Below are 24,422 nucleotides of genomic sequence, written 5' to 3' on the forward strand. Positions count from 1 at the left end.
AGAGATCCTGCGAATAGGGGTTCAGGGGAGGGACGGGACAAACCACGCGCAAACGGCCGGGGGCAAACTGCGCCCGGTGCTGTGTGCACGTTCCAGGACCTGCCAGTAGTAACGGAAACTGGCACGGTCGTGCAATGTGCCATCAAAACTGATAGGAGCCCAATCAGCGTCTATGGCAGCAGCTATTATTTTTGATGCAACTTCAATATCATCCTGCGTGGGCGCAAAGGCCGCCAGGATGGGTCGGATCTGCGCCGGGTGGATGCTCCACATGCGCGTGTAGCCAAACTCGCGGGCTGCGCGGCTGGCTGCGGCCTGCATGGTCGCCATGTCGCTGAATTCGGTCACCACGCAATGCGAGGGCACCTTGCCGTGGGCATGGCAGGCAGAGGCGATTTCCAGCTTGGCACGCACCACCAGCGGGTGCGTGAACTGGCCCGAGGAGGTCATGGCCGATGCGGGAATGGCGCCGCCATGGGCCGACACAAAATCCATCAGCCCGAAGCTCAGGCTTTGCACCAGCGGGTGCGCGGCAATCTCGAACGCACGGTGCACTGCAGCCGGGGATTCAATCAGCACCTGCAGGGGCAGGTGTCCGGCCGATGCACGCTGCAAGGCCTTTTCAGCCTGCACAACGTCATCCACCGACTCCACCTTGGGCAGCATGATGTGGGTGAGCCGGTGGCCGGCTTCACCGGCGATGGTGGCCACGTCATTGGCAAATGCCGGGTGGTCCACGGGGTGCACACGCGCGCCCACCCGGGCTGCCGGGGCGGCATCGCGCGCCAGCTGGGCCACCAGGGCCGCGTGCGCCGCTTCGTCGCCGACCGGGGCACCGTCTTCGCAATCGAGCGTCACGTCGAAGACGCAGGCGCCGAACTCTTCGGTCATCTGGGCCTGCAACTGCAGGCTCTTGAGCATGCGCGCCGGCGCACCACTGTAGTGATCGCACACCGGCAAGGCGGCCGAAGCCGCCTGGGCGCCAAGCAGCACATCACGGGGATGGGCAGACCCGCCCCCTTGAGCGGCAGTGAGTGGGTCTGGGTGGCGCACAACACTCATGGGATCACAGCAGGTGCTTGACGCCGTCTTGCTCGCCTTGCAGTTCTTCCAGCGTCTTGTTGATGCGCTCTTGGGAGAACGCGTCGATCTCCAGGCCTTCAACGATCTTGTACTCGCCGTTTTCGCAGGTGACGGGGAAGCCGAACATGGTGTCCTTGGGAATGCCGTACTGGCCATCCGAAGGAATGCCCATGGTGACCCATTTGCCATTGGTGCCCAGGGCCCAGTCGCGCATGTGGTCGATGGCCGCGTTGGCTGCCGAGGCGGCCGACGACAGGCCGCGGGCTTCGATGATGGCGGCGCCGCGCTTGCCCACCGTGGGCAGGAACACATTGGCGTTCCATTCCTGGTCGTTGATCATCTTGGCGACGCTTTCGCCGTTGATGGTGGCGAAACGGTAATCGGCGTACATCGTGGGCGAGTGGTTGCCCCACACGGTGAGTTTTTCGATGTCGGCCACGGCCTTGCCGGTCTTGGCAGCGATCTGGCTGGCAGCGCGGTTGTGGTCCAGGCGCAGCATGGCGGTGAAGTTCTTGCGGGGCAGGTCAGGGGCCGACTTCATGGCGATGTAGGCGTTGGTGTTGGCGGGGTTGCCCACCACCAGCACCTTCACGTTGCGGCTGGCCACGGCATTCAGGGCCTTGCCCTGCGCGGTGAAGATGGCGCCATTGACAGCCAGCAGCTCGGCGCGCTCCATGCCGGGACCACGGGGGCGCGAACCGACCAGCAGGGCGTAGTCGGCATCCTTGAAGGCGGTCATGGGATCGCTGTGGGCTTCCATGCCGACCAGCAGCGGGAACGCGCAGTCATCGAGTTCCATCATCACGCCCTTGAGGGCTTTCTGCGGGCCTTCCACGGGCACTTCGAGCAACTGCAGGATGACGGGCTGGTCCTTGCCCAGCATTTCGCCGGAGGCGATGCGGAACAGCAGGGCGTAACCGATTTGACCAGCAGCGCCAGTAACGGCAACACGGACGGGCTTCTTGCTCATGGGGAAAACTCCAGGAAGTGGGAAAAAACAGGTAAAGGTGCAACGCAAGCACCAGCGCCTGTTACCAGCAGCCCGTGCCCCGCAAAACAGCCTTGGAGTGTACCGCCGATTGCTGCGATAGGTCAATTTGTCTTATGTCTTATATAAGATATGATCGACCCCGGCTATCCAACCGCGAGGCCGCCTCGCAAAGCTGATCCACCCTGCCCCAGCCATGTCCTCGCCCCCCTTCCATGTTGATGCGCCAGCGCCCCACCTCGGCGGTGCAGGCACAGTGACGCCGGCATTCAGCCCGCTGTACCAGCAGATCAAGGGATTGATCCTGCAGAGCCTGCAACAGGGCGAATGGAAGCCCGGCGAAGCCATTCCCAGTGAAATGGACATGGCGGCACGGTTTCGCGTCAGCCAGGGCACGGTGCGCAAGGCCATCGACGAGCTGGCGGCCGAAAACCTCGTGGTGCGGCGCCAGGGCAAGGGCACCTTCGTGGCCACCCATGCCGAGCAGCATGTGCAATACCGCTTTTTGAAGCTGTTGCCCGACAGCGGCGACGCCCGGGTGGAGGGCCCGGCGCAGCGCACCATACTGGAATGCCGGCGCGTGCGCGCCAGTGCCGATGTGGCACGCGCCCTGGCGCTGCGCAGCGGCGACCCGGTGGTGCAGGCGCGGCGCATCCTGTCGTTTGCCGGCGAACCCACCATCCTGGAAGACATCTGGCTGCCCGGCCAGGCCTTCAAAGGCCTGACGGCGGAACAGATGGCCGGCTACCAGGGCCCGACCTACGCCATGTTTGAACTCGACTATGGCGTTCGCATGGTACGGGCCGAAGAAAAAATCCGGGCCGTGCTGCCCGATGGCGAGCAAGCGCAACTCTTGCAAACCACCACAGGCACGCCCCTTTTGAGCGTGGAGCGCATCGCCTATACCTACAACGATGTTCCCATGGAGTTACGGCGGGGCCTTTACCGCACCGACACCCACCATTACCACAACGAATTGAGCTGACAGCACGCTGGCACTTGAGCAGAAACGTCAAAATATTGCACCCATGGAAACCCCCACTTGTTGCGTTGCAATAGAATTTTGCGTTCTTTGCATCTCCCAATTACAAAGTCGTTACATCCACGAAAGCACCCCGCCATGACAGAGCTTGCCAAAAAACGGCCTGAATTCCGCAACATCAACGCCTTCAAGGACCTCACCACTTACCGCATGACGCCGGCTGCATGGGTTTCGATCCTGCACCGTGCCAGCGGTGCGGTCATGTTCCTGCTGCTGCCGTTCGTCCTGTGGATGTTCGACACCTCGGTGTCGTCCGAAATCTCCTTTGGCACCTTCAAGGCCGCGTTCAACACAGGCCTGGGTTTCGCTCCGGGCTGGTTCATCAAGCTCGTCGCGCTGGTGCTGATCTGGGGCTACCTGCACCACCTGATTGCCGGCATGCGCCACCTGTGGATGGATGTGAGCCACGAGGCCGTCAACAAGCAGTTCGGCAAGACCTCGGCACTGACGACGCTGGTCATCAGCATTGCCCTGACGCTGGTGCTGGCAGCCAAGCTGTTCGGCCTGTATTGATTCACCCCGCGGCAGCGCCGGTTCCGGCGTGCCGCGCCACGACTGAGAGGAAACCCACCATGTCTGAAAACTACGGTTACAAACGCACCGTCGTAGGTGCCCACTATGGCCTGCGCGACTGGCTGAGCCAGCGCGTCACCGCCGTCCTGATGGCACTGTTCACACTGATCGTGCTGGCACAGCTGGTCCTGACCAAGGGCCCCATCGGCTATGACCGCTGGGCCTCCATCTTTTCCAGCCAGTGGATGAAGGTGCTCACGTTCTCCGTGATCATCGCGCTCATCTGGCACGTCTGGGTCGGCATGCGCAACATCTGGATGGACTACATCAAGCCGCTGGGCCTGCGCCTGGTGCTGCAGATTTTCACCATCGTCTGGCTGGTCGGCTGCGCCGGCTGGGGCATCCAGGTTCTGTGGCGTCTTTGATTCCCGCGACTGAAGGCAAAAAACAATGAGCTACACCAACGCTAACATCACCAAGCGCAAGTTCGACGTCGTCATCGTCGGCGCCGGCGGCTCCGGCATGCGTGCCGCGCTTGAACTCTCCCGCGCAGGCCTGAATGTGGCCTCGCTGTCCAAGGTGTTCCCCACCCGTTCGCACACCGTGGCCGCTCAGGGCGGCGTGAGTGCCTCGCTGGGCAACATGTCCGAGGACAACTGGCACTACCACTTCTACGACACCATCAAGGGCTCCGACTGGCTGGGCGACCAGGACGCCATCGAGTTCATGTGCCGCGAAGCCCCCAAGGTGGTGTACGAGCTGGAACACTTCGGCATGCCGTTCGACCGCAACCCCGACGGCACCATCTACCAGCGCCCCTTTGGCGGCCACACGGCCAACTACGGCGAAAAACCCGTGCAGCGCGCCTGTGCCGCCGCTGACCGCACCGGCCACGCCATGCTGCACACGCTGTACCAGCAGAACGTCAAGGCCAAGACGAACTTCTTCGTCGAATGGATGGCCCTGGACCTGATCCGCGACGCCGACGGCGACGTGGTGGGTGTCACCGCCCTCGAAATGGAAACCGGCGACCTGTACATCCTGGAAGCCAAGACCGTGCTGCTGGCCACCGGTGGCGCCGGCCGCATCTTTGCCGCATCCACCAACGCCTTCATCAATACCGGCGACGGCCTGGGCATGGCGGCACGCGCCGGCATTGCGCTGCAGGACATGGAGTTCTGGCAGTTCCACCCCACCGGCGTGGCCGGCGCCGGCGTGCTGCTGACCGAAGGCTGCCGCGGCGAAGGCGCCATCTTGCTCAACAGCAACGGCGAGCGCTTCATGGAGCGCTATGCGCCCACACTGAAGGACCTGGCGCCCCGCGACTTCGTCTCGCGCTCGATGGACCAGGAAATCAAGGAAGGCCGGGGCTGTGGTCCGAACAAGGACTATGTGATGCTCAAGCTCAGCCACCTGGGCGCGGACACCATCCACAAGCGCCTGCCGTCGGTGTACGAGATCGGCGTCAACTTCGCCAACGTCGACATCACCAAGGAAGACATTCCCGTGGTGCCGACCATCCACTACCAGATGGGCGGCGTGCCCACCAACATCAACGGCCAGGTCATCACCCAGGCCAACGGCATCCACAACGCCGTGGTGAACGGCCTGTATGCCGTGGGCGAATGCGCCTGCGTGAGCGTGCATGGCGCCAATCGCCTGGGCACCAACTCGCTGCTGGACCTGCTGGTGTTCGGCAAGGCCGCCGGCCGCCACATCGTCGAGTTCAACAACAAGAACAAGGAGCACAAGCCCCTGCCCAAGGATGCGGTCGACCGCACCCTGGAACGCCTGAACCAGCTCGACAAGTCCAGCGACGGCATCTACGCCCAGGCCCTGGCCGGCGACATCCGCACCACCATGCAGCAGCATGCCGGCGTGTTCCGCACCCAGGCCAGCATGGACGAAGGCGTCAAGAAGATCGCCGAGATCCGCAAGCAGGTCGCTGGCGTCACGCTCAAGGACAAGTCCAAGGTGTTCAACACCGCACGCATCGAGGCGCTGGAAGTGGACAACCTGATCGAAGTGGCCCAGGCCACCATGGTGTCGGCCGCCGCCCGCAAGGAATGCCGTGGCGCCCACACCGTGTACGACTATGAGCACCCCGCCGACCACGCCGACTTCCCGCTGGGCCGCAACGACAAGGAATGGCTCAAGCACACGCTGTGGTACAGCGAAGGCAGCCGCCTCGACTACAAGCCCGTCAACCTCAAGCCTTTGACGGTGGACAGCGTTCCTCCCAAGGTCCGTACGTTCTAAATCGTCACGAGAGAAGAAACATGCAAAAACGCACATTCCAAATCTACCGCTACGATCCGGACAAGGATGCCAAGCCCTACATGCAGACCATCGAGATCGAACTCGACGGCCATGAGCGCATGTTGCTGGACGCGCTGATCAAGCTCAAGGAACAGGACCCCACCCTGTCGTTCCGCCGCTCCTGCCGCGAAGGTGTCTGCGGGTCGGATGCCATGAACATCAATGGCAAGAACGGCCTGGCCTGCCTGACCAACATGAACACCCTGACGGGCACCATCGTGCTCAAGCCGCTGCCGGGCCTGCCCGTGATCCGCGACCTGATCGTGGACATGACGCAGTTCTTCAAGCAGTACAACTCGATCAAACCCTACCTGATCAACGAACAGCTGACACCCGACCGCGAACGCCTGCAGTCGCCCGAAGAGCGCGAAGAGCTCAACGGCCTGTACGAGTGCATCCTGTGCGCGAGCTGCTCCACGTCCTGCCCCAGCTTCTGGTGGAACCCCGACAAATTCGTCGGCCCCGCCGGCCTGCTGCAGGCCTACCGCTTCATCGCCGACAGCCGCGACGACGCCACGGGCGCGCGCCTCGATAACCTCGAAGACCCCTACCGCCTGTTCCGCTGCCACACCATCATGAACTGCGTGGACGTGTGCCCCAAGGGCCTGAACCCCACGCGGGCCATCGGCAAGATCAAGGAACTGATGGTGCGTCGCGCCATCTGAAGCGAGCGCCAAGCCATGGGTGAAACTTCCACCACCGCCTGCGCAGCAGCGTCGCCGCTGCTTGATGAACGCGCACTGAGCAGGCTGCACTGGCGCTGCAGGCGGGGCTTGCTCGAGAACGACCTGTTCATCGAGCAGTTTTTCACCCGCTTCGAGCCCCAGCTCACCCAACGCCACGCCGACGGCCTGATGGCCCTGATGGACCTGGCGGACAACGACCTGCTGGACCTGCTGCTGCGCCGACGCGAGCCCCAGGCCCCGCTGGACACCCCAGAAGTGCATGAAGTGCTGGGCATGCTGCGGCAAGGCGGCAGCGCAGCAGTGCAATAGCGCCCTGGCACTGAATAGACAGCCCCAGACCGGATCATCGGAAACCCAAAGGAAAGTAACAATGAAGCTAGCAGACAACAAAGCCACCCTGTCGTTCAGTAACGGCAGCCCCAGCGTGGAAATGCCGGTCTACCAGGGCAGCATCGGCCCGGACGTGATCGACATCCGCAAGCTGTACGCACAGACCGGCATGTTCACCTACGATCCCGGCTTCCTGTCCACGGCATCGTGCCAGTCTGCCATCACCTACATCGACGGCGACAAGGGCGAACTGCTGTACCGCGGCTACCCCATCGAACAGCTGGCCACGCAGTGCGACTACCTGGACACCTGCTACCTGCTGCTCAAGGGTGATCTGCCCAACGCCACCCAGCGCGCCGACTTCCACAAGCTCGTGATCAACCACACCATGGTCAACGAGCAGCTGCAGTTCTTCCTGCGCGGTTTCCGCCGCGACGCGCACCCCATGGCGGTGCTCACGGGCCTGGTGGGCGCCATGTCGGCCTTCTACCATGACAGTACCGACATCAACAACCCGCAACACCGCGACATCGCCGCGATCCGCCTGATCGCCAAGATGCCCACGCTGGTTGCCATGGCCTACAAGTACGGCGTCGGCCAGCCCTACATGTACCCGCGCAATGACCTGTCGTACTCCGGCAACTTCCTGCGCATGATGTTCGGCACGCCCTGCGAGGACTACAAGGTCAACCCGGTGCTCGAGCGCGCCCTGGACCGCATCTTCATCCTGCACGCGGACCACGAACAGAACGCCTCCACCTCCACGGTGCGCCTGTGCGGCTCGTCGGGTACCAACCCGTTTGCGGCCATCTCGGCCGGTGTGGCCTGCCTGTGGGGCCCTGCCCACGGTGGCGCCAACGAAGCCTGCCTGAACATGCTGGAAGACATCCAGCGCCAGGGCGGCGTGTCCAAGGTGGGCGAGTTCATGGAGAAGGTCAAGGACAAGAACTCCGGCGTGAAGCTGATGGGTTTTGGCCACCGCGTCTACAAGAACTATGACCCCCGCGCCAAGCTCATGCAGGAAACCTGCAACGAAGTGCTCAAAGAGCTGGGCCTCGAAAACGATCCGCTGTTCAAGCTGGCCAAGGAACTGGAAAAGATCGCCCTCGAAGACGACTACTTCGTCTCGCGCAAGCTGTACCCCAACGTGGACTTCTACTCGGGCATCGTGCAGCGCGCCATGGGCATTCCGGTGAACCTGTTCACCGGCATCTTCGCGCTGGCCCGCACCGTTGGCTGGATTGCCCAGCTCAACGAAATGATCGGCGACCCCGAGTACAAGATTGGCCGCCCACGCCAGCTGTTCACCGGCTCGATGCGCCGTGACGTGCCGCCCCTGACGGCCCGTTGATCGGCGGCGCCCCGCGCGCCCCGGCAACCCCAAAGCCCGCCGCACTCCGGCGGGCTTTTTTGTGCCCGTGGTCACCGCCGCCGGTGGCCCTTATAGTGCTGCGACACTGTCACCTGAGGAACCTCCATGAAAACCAAAGCCGCCGTCGCCTGGCAAGCAGGCCAGCCCCTGACCATTGAAACCGTGGACCTCGAAGGGCCGAAATTCGGCGAAGTGCTGGTGGAGATCAAGGCCACCGGCATCTGCCACACCGACTACTACACGCTCTCGGGCGCCGACCCCGAAGGCATCTTCCCGGCCATCCTGGGCCACGAAGGTGCGGGCATCGTGGTGGACGTGGGGCCGGGCGTGACCACGCTCAAGAAGGGCGACCATGTCATACCGCTCTACACCCCCGAATGCCGCCAGTGCAAGTTCTGCCTGTCGCGCAAGACCAACCTGTGCCAGCTGATCCGCGGCACGCAGGGCAAGGGCCTGATGCCCGACGCCACCAGCCGCTTCAGCATGGACGGCAAGCCCCTCTTCCACTACATGGGCACCAGCACCTTCAGCAACTACACGGTGGCGCCCGAGATCTCGCTGGCCAAGATCCGTGAAGACGCACCTTTCGACAAGGTCTGCTACATCGGCTGCGGCGTCACCACCGGCATCGGTGCGGTGATCTTCACCGCCAAGGTCGAGGCCGGCGCCAACGTGGTGGTGTTCGGCCTCGGCGGCATCGGCCTGAACGTGATCCAGGGCGCGAAGATGGTGGGTGCCGACAAGATCATCGGCGTGGACATCAACCCGGCCCGCCAGGAGATGGCGCGCAAGTTCGGCATGACGCACTTCATCAACCCCAAGGAGGTGGAGAACGTGGTGGATGCCATCGTGCAGCTCACCGACGGCGGCGCCGACTACAGCTTCGAATGCATTGGCAACACCACCGTGATGCGCCAGGCGCTCGAATGCACGCACAAGGGCTGGGGCCGCAGCATCATCATCGGCGTGGCCGAGGCCGGTGCCGAGATCAGCACCCGCCCCTTCCAGCTGGTCACCGGCCGCAAATGGGAAGGCTCGGCCTTCGGCGGCGCACGCGGCCGCACCGATGTGCCCAGGATCGTGGACTGGTACATGGAGGGCAAGATCAACATCGACGACCTGATCACCCACACCATGCCACTGGAAGACATCAACAAGGGGTTCGACCTGATGAAGCGCGGCGAATCCATCCGCGGCGTGGTCATTTATTGATGGAATCAGCCGCCAGCGCTTTATTGACAGGCGCTTGCAGCTACCAAATTTGATATCCATGACCTTCACTGCCCTTGAACTGACCAGCGAACACGCCTGCTTTGGCGGCGTGCAGCGCTATTACAAGCACAACTCCTCCGAAATCGGCTTGCCGATGCGCTTTGGCCTGTACCTGCCCCCGCAGGCGCTGGCCGGGCAAAAAGTACCCCTGCTGACCTACCTGGCCGGCCTGACCTGCAACGAGGAAACCTTTGCGATCAAGGCCGGCGCACAGCGCCTGGCGGCCGAACTGGGGCTGGCCATCCTCACCCCCGACACCAGCCCGCGCGGTGCGGGCATCCTGGGAGAAAGCAACCACTGGGAGTTCGGCGTGGGCGCCGGCTTCTACCTGGACGCCACCGAGATGCCCTGGGCCGGCCACTGGTGCATGGAAAGCTACATCGTCAAGGAATTGCTGCCCGATGTGGCGGCGCAGTTTGGCCTCGACGACCTGCGCCTGGGCCTGTTCGGGCATTCGATGGGCGGCCACGGCGCCCTCACGCTCGCCTTGCGGCACCCCGGCGTGTTCCGCAGCGTCTCGGCCTTTGCGCCGATTTGCGCACCCACCCAGTGCCCCTGGGGGCACAACGCCTTCACCGGGTATCTGGGCCAGGATGAAAGCACCTGGGGCGCCCACGACGCGAGCGTGCTGATGGGCCGGCAAACCCGCCCGCCCTATCCCCAGGGCATCCTGATCGACCAGGGCCTGGCCGACCAGTTTCTGGCCACGCAGCTGCATCCGCACATGTTCGAGGAGGCCTGCGCACAAGTCGGCCAGCCGCTCACGCTGCGCCGGCATGCGGGCTACGACCATGGCTACTATTTCGTCCAGACCTTCCTGGCCGACCACCTGCGGCACCACGCCACCGCGCTGGCCTGAAAACGCCGGCACTCGTGGCGCATTAATTTTCACTTAAGCCGCGCTGCCAACAATGGGCCATGCCATTGTTATTGCAGCGCATGCAGCGCTTCGCCTTCGGCCGTCACGCCGTTGCCCATCCCCCCCGCGCATCCCGCGAGATCCACCCCGCCTGGGTCGTGGTGCTGGCCAGCGCCTGGCTGGCCACCGCCTGCAATGTGCCACTGTGGCGCGAAGTGGCGGCACTGCCGGGCCAGGGCACGCTGCGCGGCTGGGGCTTTGCGCTGGCTTTTGCCGTGATTGTTGCGGCGGGCAACGCTGCATTGCTCAGCCTGCTGGCCTGGCGCTGGACGCTCAAGCCTGCCATCACCGTGATGCTGCTCATGGCCGCCTTCGGCGCCTATTTCATGCTGGCCTACGGCATTGCCATCGATGCGAGCATGCTGGTCAATGTGATGCAGACCGATGTGAAAGAGGCCGGCGACCTGCTCAACTGGCGCATGCTGGCGACCGTGCTGGCCCTCACGGCACCGCCCCTGCTGTGGCTCTACCGCCGGCCGGTGCGCCGCATGCATGCCTTTCGCCACCTGGCACACAACGGCGCGCTGCTGGTGGGGGCCATCGTGGTCATCATGGTCTGCCTGTTGCTGGTGTTCCAGGACTTCGCCTCCACCATGCGCAACCACACCAGGCTGCGCTACCTGATCAACCCGCTCAACAGCGTGTATGCACTGGGCGATATCGCCACCAAGCCGCTGCGCCTGGACACCAGCACGCTGATGCCGCTGGGTCGTGACGCCCAGCTGGGCGCCAGCTATGCAGGCCAGCAAAAACCGCCCCTGCTGGTGCTGGTGCTGGGAGAAACCGGCCGCAGCGTGAACTTCGGGCTCAACGGCTACAACCGCCCCACCACGCCACTGCTGTCGGCCCGCACCGACCTGGCCACGGCGCGCAATGCATGGTCGTGCGGCACCAGTACGGCGGCCTCGGTGCCCTGCATGTTTTCACACCTGGGGCGCAGCGGCTTCGAGTCACGCAAGGCCAATTACGAAAGCCTGATCGATGTGCTGCACCACGCGGGTCTGGCCGTGCTGTGGCTGGACAACCAGGCCGGCTGCAAGGGCGTGTGCGAGCGCGTCGGCCAGGTGCACACCACGGCCCTGCCAGACCCGGCCCTGTGCCCTGACGGCGAGTGCCTCGACCCCATCATGCTCAAGGACCTGGACAAGCGCCTGGCCGAGCTGCCCGCCGAGCAGCGCAACCGCGGCACCGTGCTGGTGATGCACCAGATGGGCAGCCACGGCCCGGCCTACTACAAGCGCTCGGCCCAGGCCCTGAAGAAGTTCCAGCCCGAATGCACCGCCACCGCCCTGCAGGAATGCACGCAGGAGCAGGTGGTGAATGCCTACGACAACAGCATCGTGCAGACCGACCAGTTCCTCGATTCCGTGCTCCATTGGCTTTCAACCCAATCCCAGCAAGCGCAAACAGCGATGATGTACGTAGCAGACCATGGAGAATCGCTGGGCGAGAACAACCTCTACCTGCATGGCCTGCCCTACGCCATCGCACCCGATGTGCAAAAGCATGTGCCCTGGATCACCTGGCTCTCGCCCGCCATGCAGTCGCGCACCCATCTGACCACGGGCTGCCTGCAAAAGGACCTGGCCGAACGGCGCATCAGCCACGACCACTACTTCCATTCGGTGCTGGGCCTGATGGACGTGAAGACCAGCGCCTACAACCCCGCGCTGGACATGTTTGCAGGCTGCCGCCCGGGGGGCTGACAACGCGCGCGGCCTCACCGCGCCCCCTGCCACCCTATCGCCTCGCTCAGCAAGTGCCCCTGAAACACCTGGGCAATCGGTGACAGCTGCTTGCCCCTGGGCCAGACCAGGTGCCACTGCGACCGGATGGGAAAGCCCTGCACCGGGAGAACCGCCAGACCCTCGTGGTGTGCACCGAGCGCATGGCGGGAGAGGATGGAAACGCCCAGTTGCCCCTCGACGGACTCCTTGATGGCCTCGTTGCTGCCCAGCTCCAGCACGGCGGCCGGGGCAAAGCCCCGCTGGCGCAGGTGCGCATCGGTGGCCATGCGGGTGCCCGAGCCTTTTTCGCGCAGGATGAAACGCTCTCCCTGCAGCTGTGCCAGTGTGACGCGCTTTCTGCGCGCCAGCGGGTGGCTTGCAGCGGCAATGACCACCAGCGGGTTGGGCATCAGGATCTGGTCCTCCAGCGGCAGGTCGGCCGGCGGCATGGACATGACGTAGAGATCGTCCAGGTTGCTGCGCAGGCGCGTGATGACGTGGTCGCGGTTGAGGATTTCAAGCGAAATGTCGATCTGCGGGTGCAGCTTGCAGAAACTGCCCAGCAGGCGGGGAATGAAGTATTTGGCGGTGCTCACCACGGCCACCTTCAGGCGCCCGCTGGTCAGCCCCTTGGCGCCCGCCACGCGCTGCTCGAACGCATCCCACTCGCCGGCAATGGCCCGCGCCGTGCGGGCCAAGGCCTGCCCGGCTTCGGTAAGGTGAACCCGGCGCGAGACCACTTCGTACAGCGGCATGCCCACGGCCTGCGTCACCTCGCGCAGCTGCATCGATGCCGTGGGCTGGGTGACATGCATGCGCCTGGCGGCGGCGCTGACACTGCCGGTTTCGGCCAGCGCCAGAAAGAGCCGCAACTGGCGAAACGTGATATTCATCGATTTTTATCTATGGATTACTGCATTCGAATCGATTTTACTTTGCACTCCGGACTGCATAGCATTCCGGCCAAAGGAGTTGAACGATGCAAAGCTTGCTGGACCCTGCGGTCCTATTTTTTGCCCTGGGGGTGTTTGCGGGCCTGGTCCGCTCCAACCTGGAGATGCCTGCGGCCATCTCGAAATTCTTGTCGATCTACCTGCTGATGGCGCTGGGCCTGAAGGGCGGCTTTGCGCTGGCGGCATCGGGCTTTACGCCCAGCGTGGCCAGCAGCCTGGGGCTGGCGGTGCTGCTGGCCGTGGTGGTGCCGCTGGCGGGCTATGTGCTGCTGCGGCGCGTGCTGTCGGGTTTCAACGCAGCGGCCGTGGCGGCCACCTATGGATCGGTGAGCGCGGTGACGTTTGTGACGGCCACGCAGTACCTGGAGTCGCAATCGGTGCCCTACGGCGGCTACATGGCGGCCGCCATGGCGCTGATGGAATCACCCGCCATCATCCTGGCAGTGATGCTGGCCAATGCGCTGCGGCAGCGGCAGGCGGCGCCGGCAACTGCCGCAGTCCCCATCACCCGCGTGCAGCCCATGGTGGCGATGGCATCGGTGGGCGGAGCAACCCTGGGCGCGGGGGCCATGGGCCGCGGTGGCACAGCAACGGCCCCAACCGGGCCGCGCCTGGCGATAGGCAAGATCCTGCACGAATCGTTTACCGATGGCACGCAATTGCTGCTGCTGGGCGCCATGGTGATTGGCCTGGTGACGGGCGATGCCGGCAAGGCCGCCATGCAGCCCTTCTCGGGCGACCTGTTCAAGGGCATGCTGTGCCTGTTCTTGCTGGACATGGGGCTCTCCACCGCGCGCAACCTGCCCGCCGTGCGCCGGCAGTCGCCCTGGCTGCTGGCCTATGCGGTGCTGGGGCCGCTGGTGCATGCCAGTGTTGCCGTGGCGCTGGCGTGGCTGGTGCAGGTGCCCGCGGGTGATGCGGTGCTGCTGATGGTGCTGGCGGCCAGCGCGTCGTACATCGCCGTGCCCGCGGTGGTGCGCTTTGCCATCCCCGAGGCAGATCCCTCGCTGTATGTGAGCCTGTCGCTGGGGGTGACGTTTCCGCTCAATATCGTGCTGGGCATCCCGCTGTACACGCAGGTGGTGCAGCGGCTGTGGCAAGGATAGTTCGCACCGGCCTTCCCCCTCTCGGCGCCACAGCGCTGCAGCCGGCTCAGAACAGGCTGCCCTGCCCCCGCGCCAGCCCCGGGCGGAACTGGCCCAGGTCCAGTTCCACGCGCTCGCGGTTCAGCCCCAGCCTGCGGCAGGCGCCGGTGAAGCGCTGGCGCAGCAGGTCGGCCCACAGGCCGCTGCCCTTCATGCGGGTGGTGTAGTCGCTGTCGTAGGTTTTGCCTGCGCCGCGCTGGGCGTTGTCGAGGTTGTGCAGATCTTGCACGCGGGCCATCACGCGGGCGGCGCGCTGGGGGTAATGCAGCGCCAGCCATTCGCGAAACAGCGCATCGAGCTCCCAGGGCAGGCGCAGCACGGTATAGAAGGCGCTGCGCGCACCCGCATCGCGCGCAGCCTCCAGCACCTGTTCCATGTCTTCGGTGATGAAGGGAATCTGCGGCGCCACGCTCACCCCCACGGGCACGCCGGCCTCGGCCAGGGCTTGGATGGTGCGCAGGCGCCGGTAGGGCGCGGCCGCGCGCGGCTCCATGCGCCGGGCCAGCTGCGCATCCAGCGTGGTGATGGTCACATACACCGCCGCCAGGCGCTGCGCCGCCAGCGGCACCAGCAGGTCGAGGTCGCGTTCTACCCCGCTGCTCTTGGTGAGGAGCGAAAACGGATGCCGCGCATCGCGCAGCACCTCGATCACGCCGCGCGTGAGCCGCAGCTCGCGCTCCACCGGTTGGTAGCAATCGGTGGCCGAGCCGATATTGAGCAGGCGCGGCACATGGCCAGGGCGTGAAAGCTCGGAGCGCAACACCGCGGCAATGTTGTGCTTGGCAATGATCTGCGTCTCGAAATCGAGCCCTGGCGACAGGTTCAGATAACTGTGCGTGGGCCGGGCATAGCAGTAGACGCAGCCATGCTCGCAGCCCCGGTAGGGGTTGACCGAGTGGTCAAAAAAGATGTCAGGAGAATCGTTGGCGCACAGGGCGCTGCGTGCGGTTTCCAGGTGCACGCGGGTGGGTGGCGGCGCGGCCTGGTCCGCATCCTCCGGCGGCAAATCCCAGCCATCATCGACTGCCGTCCGGGTATCGCGCATGAACCGGTGGGGCATGAACGTGGCGGCACCCCGGCCGCGAATGGCGTGCATGGAAATGCGCGCTTCGGGCGGCGAGCCGCCGGGCAGATCATCGGGGAGGGTTTCACGCGACATAACTGTACAAATATACAGTTATTCAAATCGATGCGCGCAAAAATCTCCGCCCGTGTTGACCATGCGGCGCAGTGCGAGATTCGCAATCCACTACAGTCCCGGCCTTTCCAACGAGCTTTCGAGGTACGGCATGGCGCGCAAACCCCAGATCATCCTGTCATCCCTGGACCTGGACCGCATTGAAGCATTGCTGGCGGCGATTCCGACCAGCGCCTTCCCGGGCAAGGCCGACCTGCAGGCAGAGCTGGACCGCGCCGATGTGGTGGCGCCCGAAGAAATCCCGCCGAATGTGGTGACCATGAACTCCACCGTGCAGTTCACGATACAGGAAACCGGCAAGGAGTTCTGCCTGACGCTGGTGTACCCGCGCGACATGGACGGCAGCGCCGACCGCATCTCGATCTTTGCCCCCGTGGGCAGTGCCTTGCTGGGCCTGTCGGTGGGCGATGAACTGGTCTGGCCCGGCCCTGGCGGCAAGGCCATGACCGTGCGGGTGAAAAGCATCGTCTACCAGCCCGAGAGCGCGGGCGAACTGCACCGCTGAACGGCGCGCGCAATCACGCCATCAGGCCCAATGGCTGGTGGTCACCGCCACCAGCATGCCGGTACCCACCAGCCCGGCCTGCCAGCGCAGCGCCGTGCTCCAGGACGGCACATGGCGCTCCACCCGCTCATACAGCTGCCACCCCGCCATCAGCGACAAGGCGAAGGCCGCCAGCATGCCCAGCGCATTCCAGGCGGGCGATTCCGGCCATAGGTGGCTGACCACCGCATTGACCAGCAAGCACACCGGAAAGTGCACCAGAAACACCGAGTACGACCGCTGCCCGAGCCGCACCACTGGTGCGAGCCCCGGCCACTGCCGCCAGTGGGGTGACCGCAGCGCCCATGCCAGCGCCAGCGCCGTCACCAGCGCCACGGCAATGCGCTCCCGGAAATCCAGCGCCAAGGCGGCGGCGCCCAGCACGGCAATGCCCGCCATCCACCCGCCAGCGCGCGGTGCCTGCACAGCCCAGTAGGCCATCATGCCCAGCCCGTAGGCGCCCAGGAAATACAAGGCCCACATGTCGATTTGCGGCTGGCGATTGAACGCCAGCAACGAGGCTGCCGTGCCGGCCACCAGCAGCGCACGCCCCGCCCAGGCGGCGTGGCGGGCACGGCCTTCGGTGCACACCGCCCGAACCAGCGCGAACAGCAGCACGGAACACACGAAAAGCTGGAAGTCGATGGCAACGTACCATACGCCCGCCGACAGCGCCTCTTCGCCCACGATGTCCTGCAGCAGCAGCGCATTGGCCACCAGCTGGGCCAGTTCGGGTGCGCCGGGCACCGAGGGGTGATCGGCCCAGCTGCGCACCAGCGCCGCCACCACCACGGCCAGCACCAGCGCCACGGCGTAGGGCACTACCAGGCGCACGAAGCGCCGGGCGATCTGCTGGCTGGCGCTGTCAAACCGTGCCAGCCCCCGGGGCGCCAGGCTGCTGGCGGCCAGGTAACCGCCCAGCACCAGAAACACCTGGACTGCCATGCGCCCGTACTCGTACAGCCAGGCCATCAAATCCGGCGCCAGCGGCTGCGCGATGTCCGACATGGGGCCATAAAAAGCGAGGTGATGCCACACGATGGCAACGCAGGCAAGGCCCTTGACCATGTCGATCAGCGGCGTGCGGGAGTGAGCAGAGGTCATGCAGAAAAACGAAGCAGCGGCAGGGCACCGGCCACGGCGCGCGGGTTCAAAAGCCTTCTATTGTCCACCGTCTGGCAAGCGCGTGCTGGAGCGCACCCGGCGGGGGCCCAGCCCATCGTCTTTTGGCATCACCCTTTGAACCTATCGAATTTTCAGTAATTACTGAAAATTCGATAAATCACGGGCACAATGCGCGTCCATGACCTATGTCAACCATTTACCCCCTTTGAATCGCCAGTTCGTGGCCCATTTCGGCGAAATGGGCAGCCGCTGGGGCATCAACCGCACCGTGGGCCAGATGTATGCGCTCATCTTCCTGTCGCCTCGCCCGCTGAATGCGGACGAGATTGCCGAAACCCTGGAGTTCTCGCGCTCCAACGTCAGCATGGGCCTCAAGGAGCTGCAGTCGTGGCGCCTGGTCAAGCTCAGCCACCAGCCCGGCGACCGGCGCGAGTATTTCGAGGCGCCCAGGGATGTGTGGGAGATCTTCCGCGTGCTGGCCGAAGAACGCCGCCGCCGCGAGATCGAGCCCACGTTGTCGATGCTGCGCATGGCGCTGCTCGAAGCGCCCACCTCGGAGGAAGAGCGCCATGCCCAGGAGCGCATGCGCGACATGCACGAGCTGATCGACCGGCTCATGACCTGGTTTGACGACGTGCAGCGCCTCGCCCCCGAAACGGCGATGCAGCTGATGGGCATGGGCACGGCCGTCACCCGCGTGCTCGAATTCAAGGACCGGCTCACCGGCAAGGGTAGTGCCACCAAGGACAAGGGAGTTTGAGCATGGACGCCTTTGTGCTGTCGCGGCTGCAATTTGCCGCCAACATCAGTTTCCACATCCTGTTTCCCACCATCACGATCGCGCTGTGCTGGTTTCTGGTGTTCTTTCGCCTGCGCCACGACGCCACGCGCGGCACACCGGCTGCGGCGGGCTGGGAGCAGGCCTACTATTTCTGGACCAAGGTGTTCGCGCTGACCTTTGCCATGGGCGTGGTCTCGGGCATCACCATGAGTTTTCAGTTCGGCACCAACTGGCCGGGCTTCATGGAACACGCGGGCAACATCGCCGGGCCGCTGCTGGGCTATGAGGTGCTCTCCGCCTTCTTTCTCGAAGCCACCTTCCTGGGCATCATGCTGTTCGGCCGTGGCCGGGTATCCAACCGTGTGCACCTGGTGGCCACGCTGATGGTGGCCCTGGGCACCACGCTGTCGGCCTTCTGGATCCTGAGCCTGAACTCGTGGATGCAGACTCCCGCCGGCTACGAAATCATCGACGGCCAATTCCATGCGGTGGACTGGCTGGCCATCGTGTTCAACCCCTCGTTCCCCTACCGACTGGGCCACAAGCTGCTGGCCTCGGCCCTCACGGCGGGCTTTCTGATCGCCGGGGTGAGCGCATGGCAGCTCCTCAAGGGCACGGCCACGGAGGGCACGCGCAAGGCACTGCGCACCGCCATCACGGCCGTGGCCCTCGTGATTCCGCTGCAGATCTTCATGGGCGACCTGCATGGCCTGAACACGCTGCAGCACCAGCCCGCCAAGATCGCCGCCATCGAAGGCATCTGGCACACCGAGAAGGGCGCTCCGCTCACGCTGTTCGGCTGGCCCAACGAAAAGGAAGGCCGCACCGACTACGCCCTGCAGATCCCCAAGGGGGCCAGCCTGATCCTGGCGCACGACGCCGATGCCGAACTCAAGGGCCTGAACGAATTTCCGGGCGCCCACCCGCCGGTGGCACCCGTGTTCTGGGGCTTTCGCGTGATGGTGGGCCTGGGCCTGCTGATGCTGGCCGTAGCCTGGGTGGCCGCCTGGGTGCTGTACCGGCGCCGCGCGCACGACCTGGCCACCCTGCCCCGCCCCTTGCTGTACACGCTGGTGGGCATGGCGTTCTCGGGCTGGATGGCCACGCTGGCCGGCTGGTACGTGACCGAAATCGGTCGCCAGCCCTACCTGGTCTATGGCCTGTTCAGGACGGCAGACGCCGTGGCACCGCACGCCCCCGCCATGGTGGCCGGCACGCTGGCGGCCTACCTCACGGTCTATGTGCTGCTGCTCACGGCCTATGTCGGCGTGATCAAGTACATGGCCGAGCACTCGACCCTGCCCGTGTCCACCGTGGCACCCCCGGCACCCGCTCAAGCCAGTTAAGGAACCCCCATGGAAACGTTGCCCTGGGCCACGGCCCTGCCCCTGATCTTCATGGCCATCATGGGCCTGGCACTGCTGGCCTATGTGATCCTGGACGGCTACGACCTGGGCGTGGGCATGTTGCTGCCCTTCGCCACCGATGCCGAAAAAGACGTGATGGTGTCCAGCATCGGCCCCTTCTGGGACGCCAACGAGACCTGGCTGGTGCTGGGCATTGGCGTGCTGCTGATCTGCTTTCCGATGGCGCACGGCATGGTGCTGTCGGCCCTGTACCTGCCCGTGGCGGTGATGCTGCTGGGCCTGGTGCTGCGTGGCGTGGCGTTCGACTTTCGCGTCAAGGCCCGCGACGCCCACAAGACCACCTGGAACCGCGTGTTTGCCGCCGGCTCGCTGGTCACCACGCTGTCCCAGGGCTGGATGCTGGGCGCCTACATCACGGGCTTTCAGCGTGACCTGTGGGGAATGCTGTTTGCCACCGGCATCGCGCTCACCCTGCCCGCCGCCTACGCCATGCTGGGCGTGGGCTGGCTCATCATGAAGACCGATGGCGAACTGCAGCGCAAGGCCGCCCGCTGGGGCCAGGGCGCCCTGTGGCCCATGGGCTTTGCGCTCATGGGAATCTCGCTGGCCACGCCGCTGGTCAGCCGCACGGTGTTCGACAAATGGTTCGTGCTGCCCGAGCTGTTCGCCCTGCTGCCGATTCCGCTGGCCTGCGTGGCGGCGTTCTTCGCCATCCGCCATGTGCTGGCCGCACCGCGCGTGGTGGCGGCTGGTTATGGCTGGATCGTGTTCGCGGCCACGGTGCTGATCTTCGTGCTGGCCTTCTTCGGGCTGGCGTACAGCATCTACCCCTACATCGTGATCGACCGGCTGACGGTGTGGGAGGCGGCCAGCGCCACCGAATCACTGGCGGTGATCGGGGTGGGGGTGGCGATCACGCTGCCGGCGATCATCCTGTACACCATCTTCATGTACCGGGTGTTCTGGGGGAAGGCGCGGGAGTTGACTTACGGGTTGTGAGTTTTGGGGTTGGATTGGTTTTTTGCGCTTATTTTTCTTGCGCTGGTAGCTATTGCTTTAATAGCTTTTACTGTGCCTTGGTTGAGGGCGGAGGCCGGGTCTCGCCCCGGCGGGCGAGGTACTTTTAAATCAACCCGCTTTGCGGGTTGTCTTTGCCTCGCCAAAGGTGCGCTTTGCGCACGGTGCTCTCGCAAGTTGCTTCGCAACCTACTCCAGCACCAAACGTACCCAAAAGAAAGGCGACCCTACAGGCTGCGTCCCTTCGCTGCGCTGCGGGCAACCTGCGGTGCTTGCGCCCGCGAGAGGAGGCCGAGCGCAGCGATGGCCCGTATTTGGCTTCAACCCCATCTGGCTGCGCCTGCGGCGGGGCGGTTGCGGGGTGAGCATGCGCGCCAGTGCGCGCATGCCTCGTCAACTGACTCGCCGTGGCTGTCCGAGCGGCGCGCGCAGCGCAAAGCGAGTTCCACGGCGCACCCCGCAACCGCCCAGACGCAGGTCTGCCCCGCAGGGGTCGCAGACTGTGGGTCGCCTTTTCTTTGCTTACTTTATTTTGGCGAAGCAAAAGAAAGTGAGTCGGCCGCCGGGCCGAGACCCGGCCCCCGCCCTCAAAAAAACACACCAAAAAATACAAAAACAATAGCTACCAGCGCAATACCCATAGGCACCAGAGCCAAATAACAGCAAAAATTACAACTTCAACCGCGCCCGCGCCGCCTCATACTCATCACGCAGTTTGGCCACCAGCTGCGCCGTGCTGGTCACCGCATTGATCGCCCCGATGCCCTGCCCGCAACCCCAGATATCCTTCCACGCCTTCTTCGCGTCACCACCAAAGTTCATCTTGCTCGGGTCGGACTCGGGCAGGTTGTCCGGGTCCATGCCCGCCGCGCGGATCGACGGCGCCAGGTAGTTGCCGTGCACACCGGTGAACAGGTTGCTGTAGACGATGTCGTCCGAACTGCCTTCCACGATGGCCTGCTTGTAGGCATCCGAGGCCCGCGCCTCGTGCGTGGCAATGAAGGCCGAGCCGATGTAGCCAAAGTCTGCACCCATGGCCTGCGCCGCCAGCACCGCGCCGCCGCTGGCGATGGAACCACTGAGCGCCACAGGGCCGTCGAACCACTGGCGGATCTCCTGGATCAGTGCAAACGGGCTCTTCACCCCCGCATGGCCGCCCGCACCGGCCGCGACGGCGATCAGGCCGTCGGCGCCCTTTTCAATCGCCTTGTGCGCGAACTTGTTGTTGATGATGTCGTGCAGCACGATGCCGCCCCAGGCATGCACGGCCTGGTTCACGTCTTCGCGGGCACCCAGGCTGGTGATGATGATCGGCACCTTGTACTTGGCGCAGACCTGCATGTCATGCTCCAGCCGGTCGTTGCTCTTGTGCACGATCTGGTTGATGGCAAAGGGCGCCGCAGGCTTGTCGGGGTGGGCCTGGTTGTAGGCGGCCAGGGCTTCGGTGATCTCGGCCAGCCACTCGTCCAGCAGCTCGGCGGGCCGGGCATTGAGCGCAGGCATGGCACCCACCACGCCGGCCTTGCACTGCTCTATCACCAGCTTGGGGTTGCTGATGATGAACAGCGGCGATGCGATCACGGGCAGTGACAGGTTCTGCAACACGGGGGGCAGTTTCGACATGGCAACAACTTTCCGAAAAATATGAATGAAACATGCCTTTAGCGCTTATTCCTCAAGCGCTAGCAGCTATCATTTTTAGCAGACAGCCCCTGCACCGCAGGGAGCTTTCACCGGGCCGGCAGTCTCAGAAGGCGTCCAGCGCCAGACCGGTCACGCTGGCGGCGCCTTCGACAATGCTGTCGCGCAGGCCCGGCGCCTTGACCAGGATGTGCTCGGCATAGAACTGCGCAGTGGTGATTTTTGCGCGCAGGAAGGCTTCGTCCTGTCCCTTGGGCAACAGGTCCTCGGCCACCAGCAGGCTGCGCGCCAGTTGCCAGCCCGCCACCAGGCTACCTGCCAGCAGGAGGTAGGGCACGCTGCCGGCAAACACCGCATTGGGGCTGGCCTTGGCGCCCCCGGCGACGAAAGCCACCACGTCCACAAAGGCCTGGCGTGCCGCCGCGAGCCGGCGCGCCACGGTCTTGGCAGCGTGCGTGCCGCTGGCCAGCAGTTCGGCTTCGGTTTTTTCGATCTGCGCGGCAATCGCCCTGGCCGCCTGGCCGCCGTCGCGCGCGGTCTTGCGGCCCACCAGGTCGTTGGCCTGGATGGCGGTGGTGCCTTCGTAGATCGTCAGGATCTTGGCGTCGCGGTAGTACTGCGCCGCGCCCGTTTCCTCGATGAAGCCCATGCCACCGTGCACCTGCACGCCCAGGCTGGCGACTTCCGGGCTCATCTCGGTGCTGTAGCCCTTGACCAGCGGCACCATGAATTCGTAGAACGTGGCGTTCTCTTTGCGCACCTCGGCATCGGGGTGGTGGTGGGCGGCATCGTAGGCGGCAGCGGCCACGGTGGCCATGGCACGGCAGCCTTCAATGGTGGCGCGCATGGTCATGAGCATGCGGCGCACGTCCGGGTGGTGGATGATGGCTGCGCTGGCGTTGATGCTGCCGTCCACGGGGCGGCTCTGCACGCGGTCGCGGGCATATTGCACGGCCTTCTGGTAGGCGCGCTCGGCCACCGCGATGCCCTGCATGCCCACGCCATAGCGCGCGGCGTTCATCATGATGAACATGTATTCGAGGCCGCGGTTTTCTTCACCGACAAGATAACCCACGGCTCCCCCATGGTCGCCAAACTGCAGCACGGCCGTGGGACTGGCCTTGATGCCCAGCTTGTGCTCGATGCTCACGCAATGTGCATCGTTGCGTACGCCCAGGCTGCCGTCCCGGTTCACCAGGTACTTGGGCACGACGAACAGGCTGATGCCCTTGACGCCCTCGGGCGCACCGGCCACGCGGGCCAGCACGAGGTGGACGATGTTCTCGGCCATGTCGTGCTCGCCCCAGGTGATGAAGATCTTGGTGCCAAAAATCTTGTACGTGCCGTCGGGCTGCGGCTCGGCCTTGGTACGCACCAGCGCCAGATCCGAGCCGGCCTGCGGCTCGGTCAGGTTCATGGTGCCGGTCCACTGGCCCGAGATGAGTTTTTCGAGGTAGATGGCCTTGAGCTCGTCGCTGCCGGCGGTCAGCAGCGCCTCGATGGCGCCATCGGTCAGCAGCGGGCACAGCGCGAAGCTCATGTTGGCGCTGTTGAGCATTTCCGTGCAGGCCGCGCCAATGGTCTTGGGCAGGCCCTGGCCACCGAAGTCTTGCGGGTGCTGCAGGCCCTGCCAGCCGCCTTCGGTGAACTGGCGAAACGCGTCCGTGAAGCCGGGCGTGGCGGTGACCACGCCGTCCTTCCAGGACGACGGATTCTTGTCGCCCTCGAAGTTGAGCGGGGCCAGCACGCCCTCGGTGAACTTGGCACATTCTTCCAGCACGGCGGCGGCGGTGTCCAGGCCGGCGTCCTCGAAACCGGGGATCTGCGCGATCTGTTCAATATGGGCCAGGTGCTGCATGTTGAACAGCATGTCCTTGACGGGGGCGGTGTAGCTCATGGGGTTCTCCGAGGGGATGCAATGTCAAAAAAAAGGCATCGCAAGCGATGCCTTTTTGCGGGCGGACAGGCTTTACAGCGCCTTGACCATTTCCGGCACGGCCTGGAACAAATCCGCCTCCAGCCCATAGTCGGCCACGCTGAAGATCGGCGCCTCCGGGTCCTTGTTGATCGCCACGATCACCTTGGAGTCCTTCATGCCCGCCAGGTGCTGGATCGCCCCCGAGATGCCTGCTGCCACGTACAGCTGCGGCGCCACGATCTTGCCCGTCTGGCCCACTTGCCAGTCGTTGGGCGCGTAGCCCGCGTCCACCGCCGCGCGGCTGGCACCCAGCGCCGCGCCCAGCTTGTCGGCCAGCGGGGTCATGACTTCGTCGAACTTTTCCTTGCTGCCCAGCGCCCGGCCTCCGGAGACGATGATCTTGGCGGCGGTCAGTTCGGGCCGGTCGCTCTTGGCGATTTCGCTGCCCATGAACTTGCTCTTGCCGGCATCGTTGGTGGCTG

At 64.6% G+C, this 24,422-nt stretch carries 23 protein-coding genes; 15 read left to right on the forward strand and 8 right to left on the reverse strand.

The features are described from left to right. Nucleotides 1-21: 21 nt before the first annotated feature. On the reverse strand, nucleotides 22-1,062 hold the full coding sequence (locus K225_RS0108700) for a CoA ester lyase (RefSeq protein ID WP_051248810.1): 1,041 nt from the start codon (nucleotides 1,060-1,062) through the stop codon (nucleotides 22-24). Nucleotides 1,063-1,066: 4 nt separating this feature from the next. After that, nucleotides 1,067-2,053, reverse strand: a complete 987-nt coding sequence (locus K225_RS0108705) for a malate dehydrogenase (protein WP_026436032.1) — start codon at nucleotides 2,051-2,053, stop codon at nucleotides 1,067-1,069. A gap of 214 nt (nucleotides 2,054-2,267) precedes the next feature. On the opposite strand from K225_RS0108705, the gene K225_RS0108710 reads away from it, so the two are divergent. The 10 genes from K225_RS0108710 to K225_RS0108755 all read left to right on the forward strand — a co-directional run bounded on the left by K225_RS0108710 (nucleotide 2,268) and on the right by K225_RS0108755 (nucleotide 12,230). After that, nucleotides 2,268-3,056, forward strand: a complete 789-nt coding sequence (locus tag K225_RS0108710) for a GntR family transcriptional regulator (RefSeq protein ID WP_026436033.1) — start codon at nucleotides 2,268-2,270, stop codon at nucleotides 3,054-3,056. Between the two features lie 135 nt (nucleotides 3,057-3,191). Continuing rightward, nucleotides 3,192-3,626 (forward strand): succinate dehydrogenase, cytochrome b556 subunit, encoded by a 435-nt coding sequence (gene sdhC, locus K225_RS0108715; protein ID WP_026436034.1) that lies wholly within the window; start codon nucleotides 3,192-3,194, stop codon nucleotides 3,624-3,626. A gap of 59 nt (nucleotides 3,627-3,685) precedes the next feature. Beyond that, nucleotides 3,686-4,051 (forward strand): succinate dehydrogenase, hydrophobic membrane anchor protein, encoded by a 366-nt coding sequence (gene sdhD, locus K225_RS0108720; RefSeq protein ID WP_026436035.1) that lies wholly within the window; start codon nucleotides 3,686-3,688, stop codon nucleotides 4,049-4,051. Between the two features lie 25 nt (nucleotides 4,052-4,076). After that, nucleotides 4,077-5,885 carry a succinate dehydrogenase flavoprotein subunit gene (gene sdhA / locus K225_RS0108725; protein ID WP_026436036.1) on the forward strand — a complete coding sequence of 603 codons (1,809 nt, stop codon included), beginning with the start codon at nucleotides 4,077-4,079 and terminating at the stop codon, nucleotides 5,883-5,885. Between the two features lie 20 nt (nucleotides 5,886-5,905). Next, entirely contained in the window at nucleotides 5,906-6,610 is a 705-nt protein-coding gene (locus tag K225_RS0108730; RefSeq protein ID WP_026436037.1) for a succinate dehydrogenase iron-sulfur subunit, read from the forward strand. Nucleotides 6,611-6,625: 15 nt separating this feature from the next. Further along, the gene (locus tag K225_RS0108735) at nucleotides 6,626-6,940 is read left to right on the forward strand and encodes a succinate dehydrogenase assembly factor 2 (RefSeq protein WP_051248812.1); all 315 of its coding nucleotides are present in this window, start codon (nucleotides 6,626-6,628) and stop codon (nucleotides 6,938-6,940) included. A gap of 61 nt (nucleotides 6,941-7,001) precedes the next feature. Next, nucleotides 7,002-8,312 carry a citrate synthase gene (gltA, locus tag K225_RS0108740; RefSeq protein ID WP_026436039.1) on the forward strand — a complete coding sequence of 437 codons (1,311 nt, stop codon included), beginning with the start codon at nucleotides 7,002-7,004 and terminating at the stop codon, nucleotides 8,310-8,312. A gap of 126 nt (nucleotides 8,313-8,438) precedes the next feature. After that, a complete protein-coding gene (locus K225_RS0108745) occupies nucleotides 8,439-9,545 on the forward strand; it encodes an S-(hydroxymethyl)glutathione dehydrogenase/class III alcohol dehydrogenase (protein WP_026436040.1) in 1,107 nt (368 codons plus the stop codon). 58 nt (nucleotides 9,546-9,603) lie between these two features. Beyond that, complete coding sequence (fghA, locus tag K225_RS0108750; RefSeq protein ID WP_026436041.1) at nucleotides 9,604-10,464, forward strand: S-formylglutathione hydrolase; 861 nt, start codon at nucleotides 9,604-9,606, stop codon at nucleotides 10,462-10,464. 59 nt (nucleotides 10,465-10,523) lie between these two features. Then, nucleotides 10,524-12,230 (forward strand): phosphoethanolamine transferase, encoded by a 1,707-nt coding sequence (locus tag K225_RS0108755; protein WP_026436042.1) that lies wholly within the window; start codon nucleotides 10,524-10,526, stop codon nucleotides 12,228-12,230. 14 nt (nucleotides 12,231-12,244) lie between these two features. Here the strand turns inward: K225_RS0108755 and K225_RS0108760 are convergent, their stop codons facing one another. Continuing rightward, nucleotides 12,245-13,144: a LysR family transcriptional regulator gene (locus K225_RS0108760; protein WP_026436043.1), complete on the reverse strand. Its 900-nt coding sequence runs from the start codon at nucleotides 13,142-13,144 to the stop codon at nucleotides 12,245-12,247. 86 nt (nucleotides 13,145-13,230) lie between these two features. Between K225_RS0108760 and K225_RS0108765 the strand changes: the two genes are divergently transcribed. Continuing rightward, complete coding sequence (locus K225_RS0108765; RefSeq protein WP_026436044.1) at nucleotides 13,231-14,310, forward strand: sodium-dependent bicarbonate transport family permease; 1,080 nt, start codon at nucleotides 13,231-13,233, stop codon at nucleotides 14,308-14,310. 46 nt (nucleotides 14,311-14,356) lie between these two features. On the opposite strand, the gene K225_RS0108770 is transcribed toward K225_RS0108765, so the two are convergent. Beyond that, nucleotides 14,357-15,445: a PA0069 family radical SAM protein gene (locus K225_RS0108770; RefSeq protein WP_034712185.1), complete on the reverse strand. Its 1,089-nt coding sequence runs from the start codon at nucleotides 15,443-15,445 to the stop codon at nucleotides 14,357-14,359. A 193-nt stretch (nucleotides 15,446-15,638) separates the two neighbouring features. Between K225_RS0108770 and rnk the strand changes: the two genes are divergently transcribed. Continuing rightward, the gene (gene rnk / locus K225_RS0108775; RefSeq protein WP_026436046.1) at nucleotides 15,639-16,052 is read left to right on the forward strand and encodes a nucleoside diphosphate kinase regulator; all 414 of its coding nucleotides are present in this window, start codon (nucleotides 15,639-15,641) and stop codon (nucleotides 16,050-16,052) included. A gap of 21 nt (nucleotides 16,053-16,073) precedes the next feature. Here rnk and K225_RS0108780 read toward each other — a convergent pair whose 3' ends face one another. After that, a complete protein-coding gene (locus K225_RS0108780) occupies nucleotides 16,074-17,195 on the reverse strand; it encodes an acyltransferase (protein ID WP_026436047.1) in 1,122 nt (373 codons plus the stop codon). Nucleotides 17,196-17,394: 199 nt separating this feature from the next. On the opposite strand from K225_RS0108780, the gene K225_RS0108785 reads away from it, so the two are divergent. Genes K225_RS0108785 through K225_RS0108795 form a run of 3 tightly spaced genes read left to right on the forward strand, consistent with a single transcriptional unit; the run spans nucleotide 17,395 to nucleotide 20,363 of the window. Further along, a complete protein-coding gene (locus K225_RS0108785; protein ID WP_026436048.1) occupies nucleotides 17,395-17,976 on the forward strand; it encodes a GbsR/MarR family transcriptional regulator in 582 nt (193 codons plus the stop codon). Nucleotides 17,977-17,978: 2 nt separating this feature from the next. Further along, on the forward strand, nucleotides 17,979-19,343 hold the full coding sequence (locus K225_RS0108790) for a cytochrome ubiquinol oxidase subunit I (RefSeq protein ID WP_051248814.1): 1,365 nt from the start codon (nucleotides 17,979-17,981) through the stop codon (nucleotides 19,341-19,343). 9 nt (nucleotides 19,344-19,352) lie between these two features. Further along, the gene (locus K225_RS0108795) at nucleotides 19,353-20,363 is read left to right on the forward strand and encodes a cytochrome d ubiquinol oxidase subunit II (RefSeq protein WP_026436050.1); all 1,011 of its coding nucleotides are present in this window, start codon (nucleotides 19,353-19,355) and stop codon (nucleotides 20,361-20,363) included. Between the two features lie 687 nt (nucleotides 20,364-21,050). Here K225_RS0108795 and K225_RS0108800 read toward each other — a convergent pair. From K225_RS0108800 to K225_RS0108810, 3 genes are all read right to left on the reverse strand, one after another. Beyond that, nucleotides 21,051-22,004: a nitronate monooxygenase family protein gene (locus tag K225_RS0108800; RefSeq protein WP_026436051.1), complete on the reverse strand. Its 954-nt coding sequence runs from the start codon at nucleotides 22,002-22,004 to the stop codon at nucleotides 21,051-21,053. A gap of 124 nt (nucleotides 22,005-22,128) precedes the next feature. Further along, nucleotides 22,129-23,919 carry an acyl-CoA dehydrogenase gene (locus K225_RS0108805; protein WP_026436052.1) on the reverse strand — a complete coding sequence of 597 codons (1,791 nt, stop codon included), beginning with the start codon at nucleotides 23,917-23,919 and terminating at the stop codon, nucleotides 22,129-22,131. Nucleotides 23,920-23,991: 72 nt separating this feature from the next. Beyond that, nucleotides 23,992-24,422: electron transfer flavoprotein subunit alpha/FixB family protein (locus K225_RS0108810; protein ID WP_026436053.1), on the reverse strand; the 431-nt coding region annotated here is incomplete at its 5' end.

Origin of the sequence: Acidovorax sp. JHL-9 (assembly GCF_000426205.1) — a bacterium.
Taxonomy (GTDB): Bacteria; Pseudomonadota; Gammaproteobacteria; order Burkholderiales; family Burkholderiaceae_C; genus Acidovorax; species Acidovorax soli.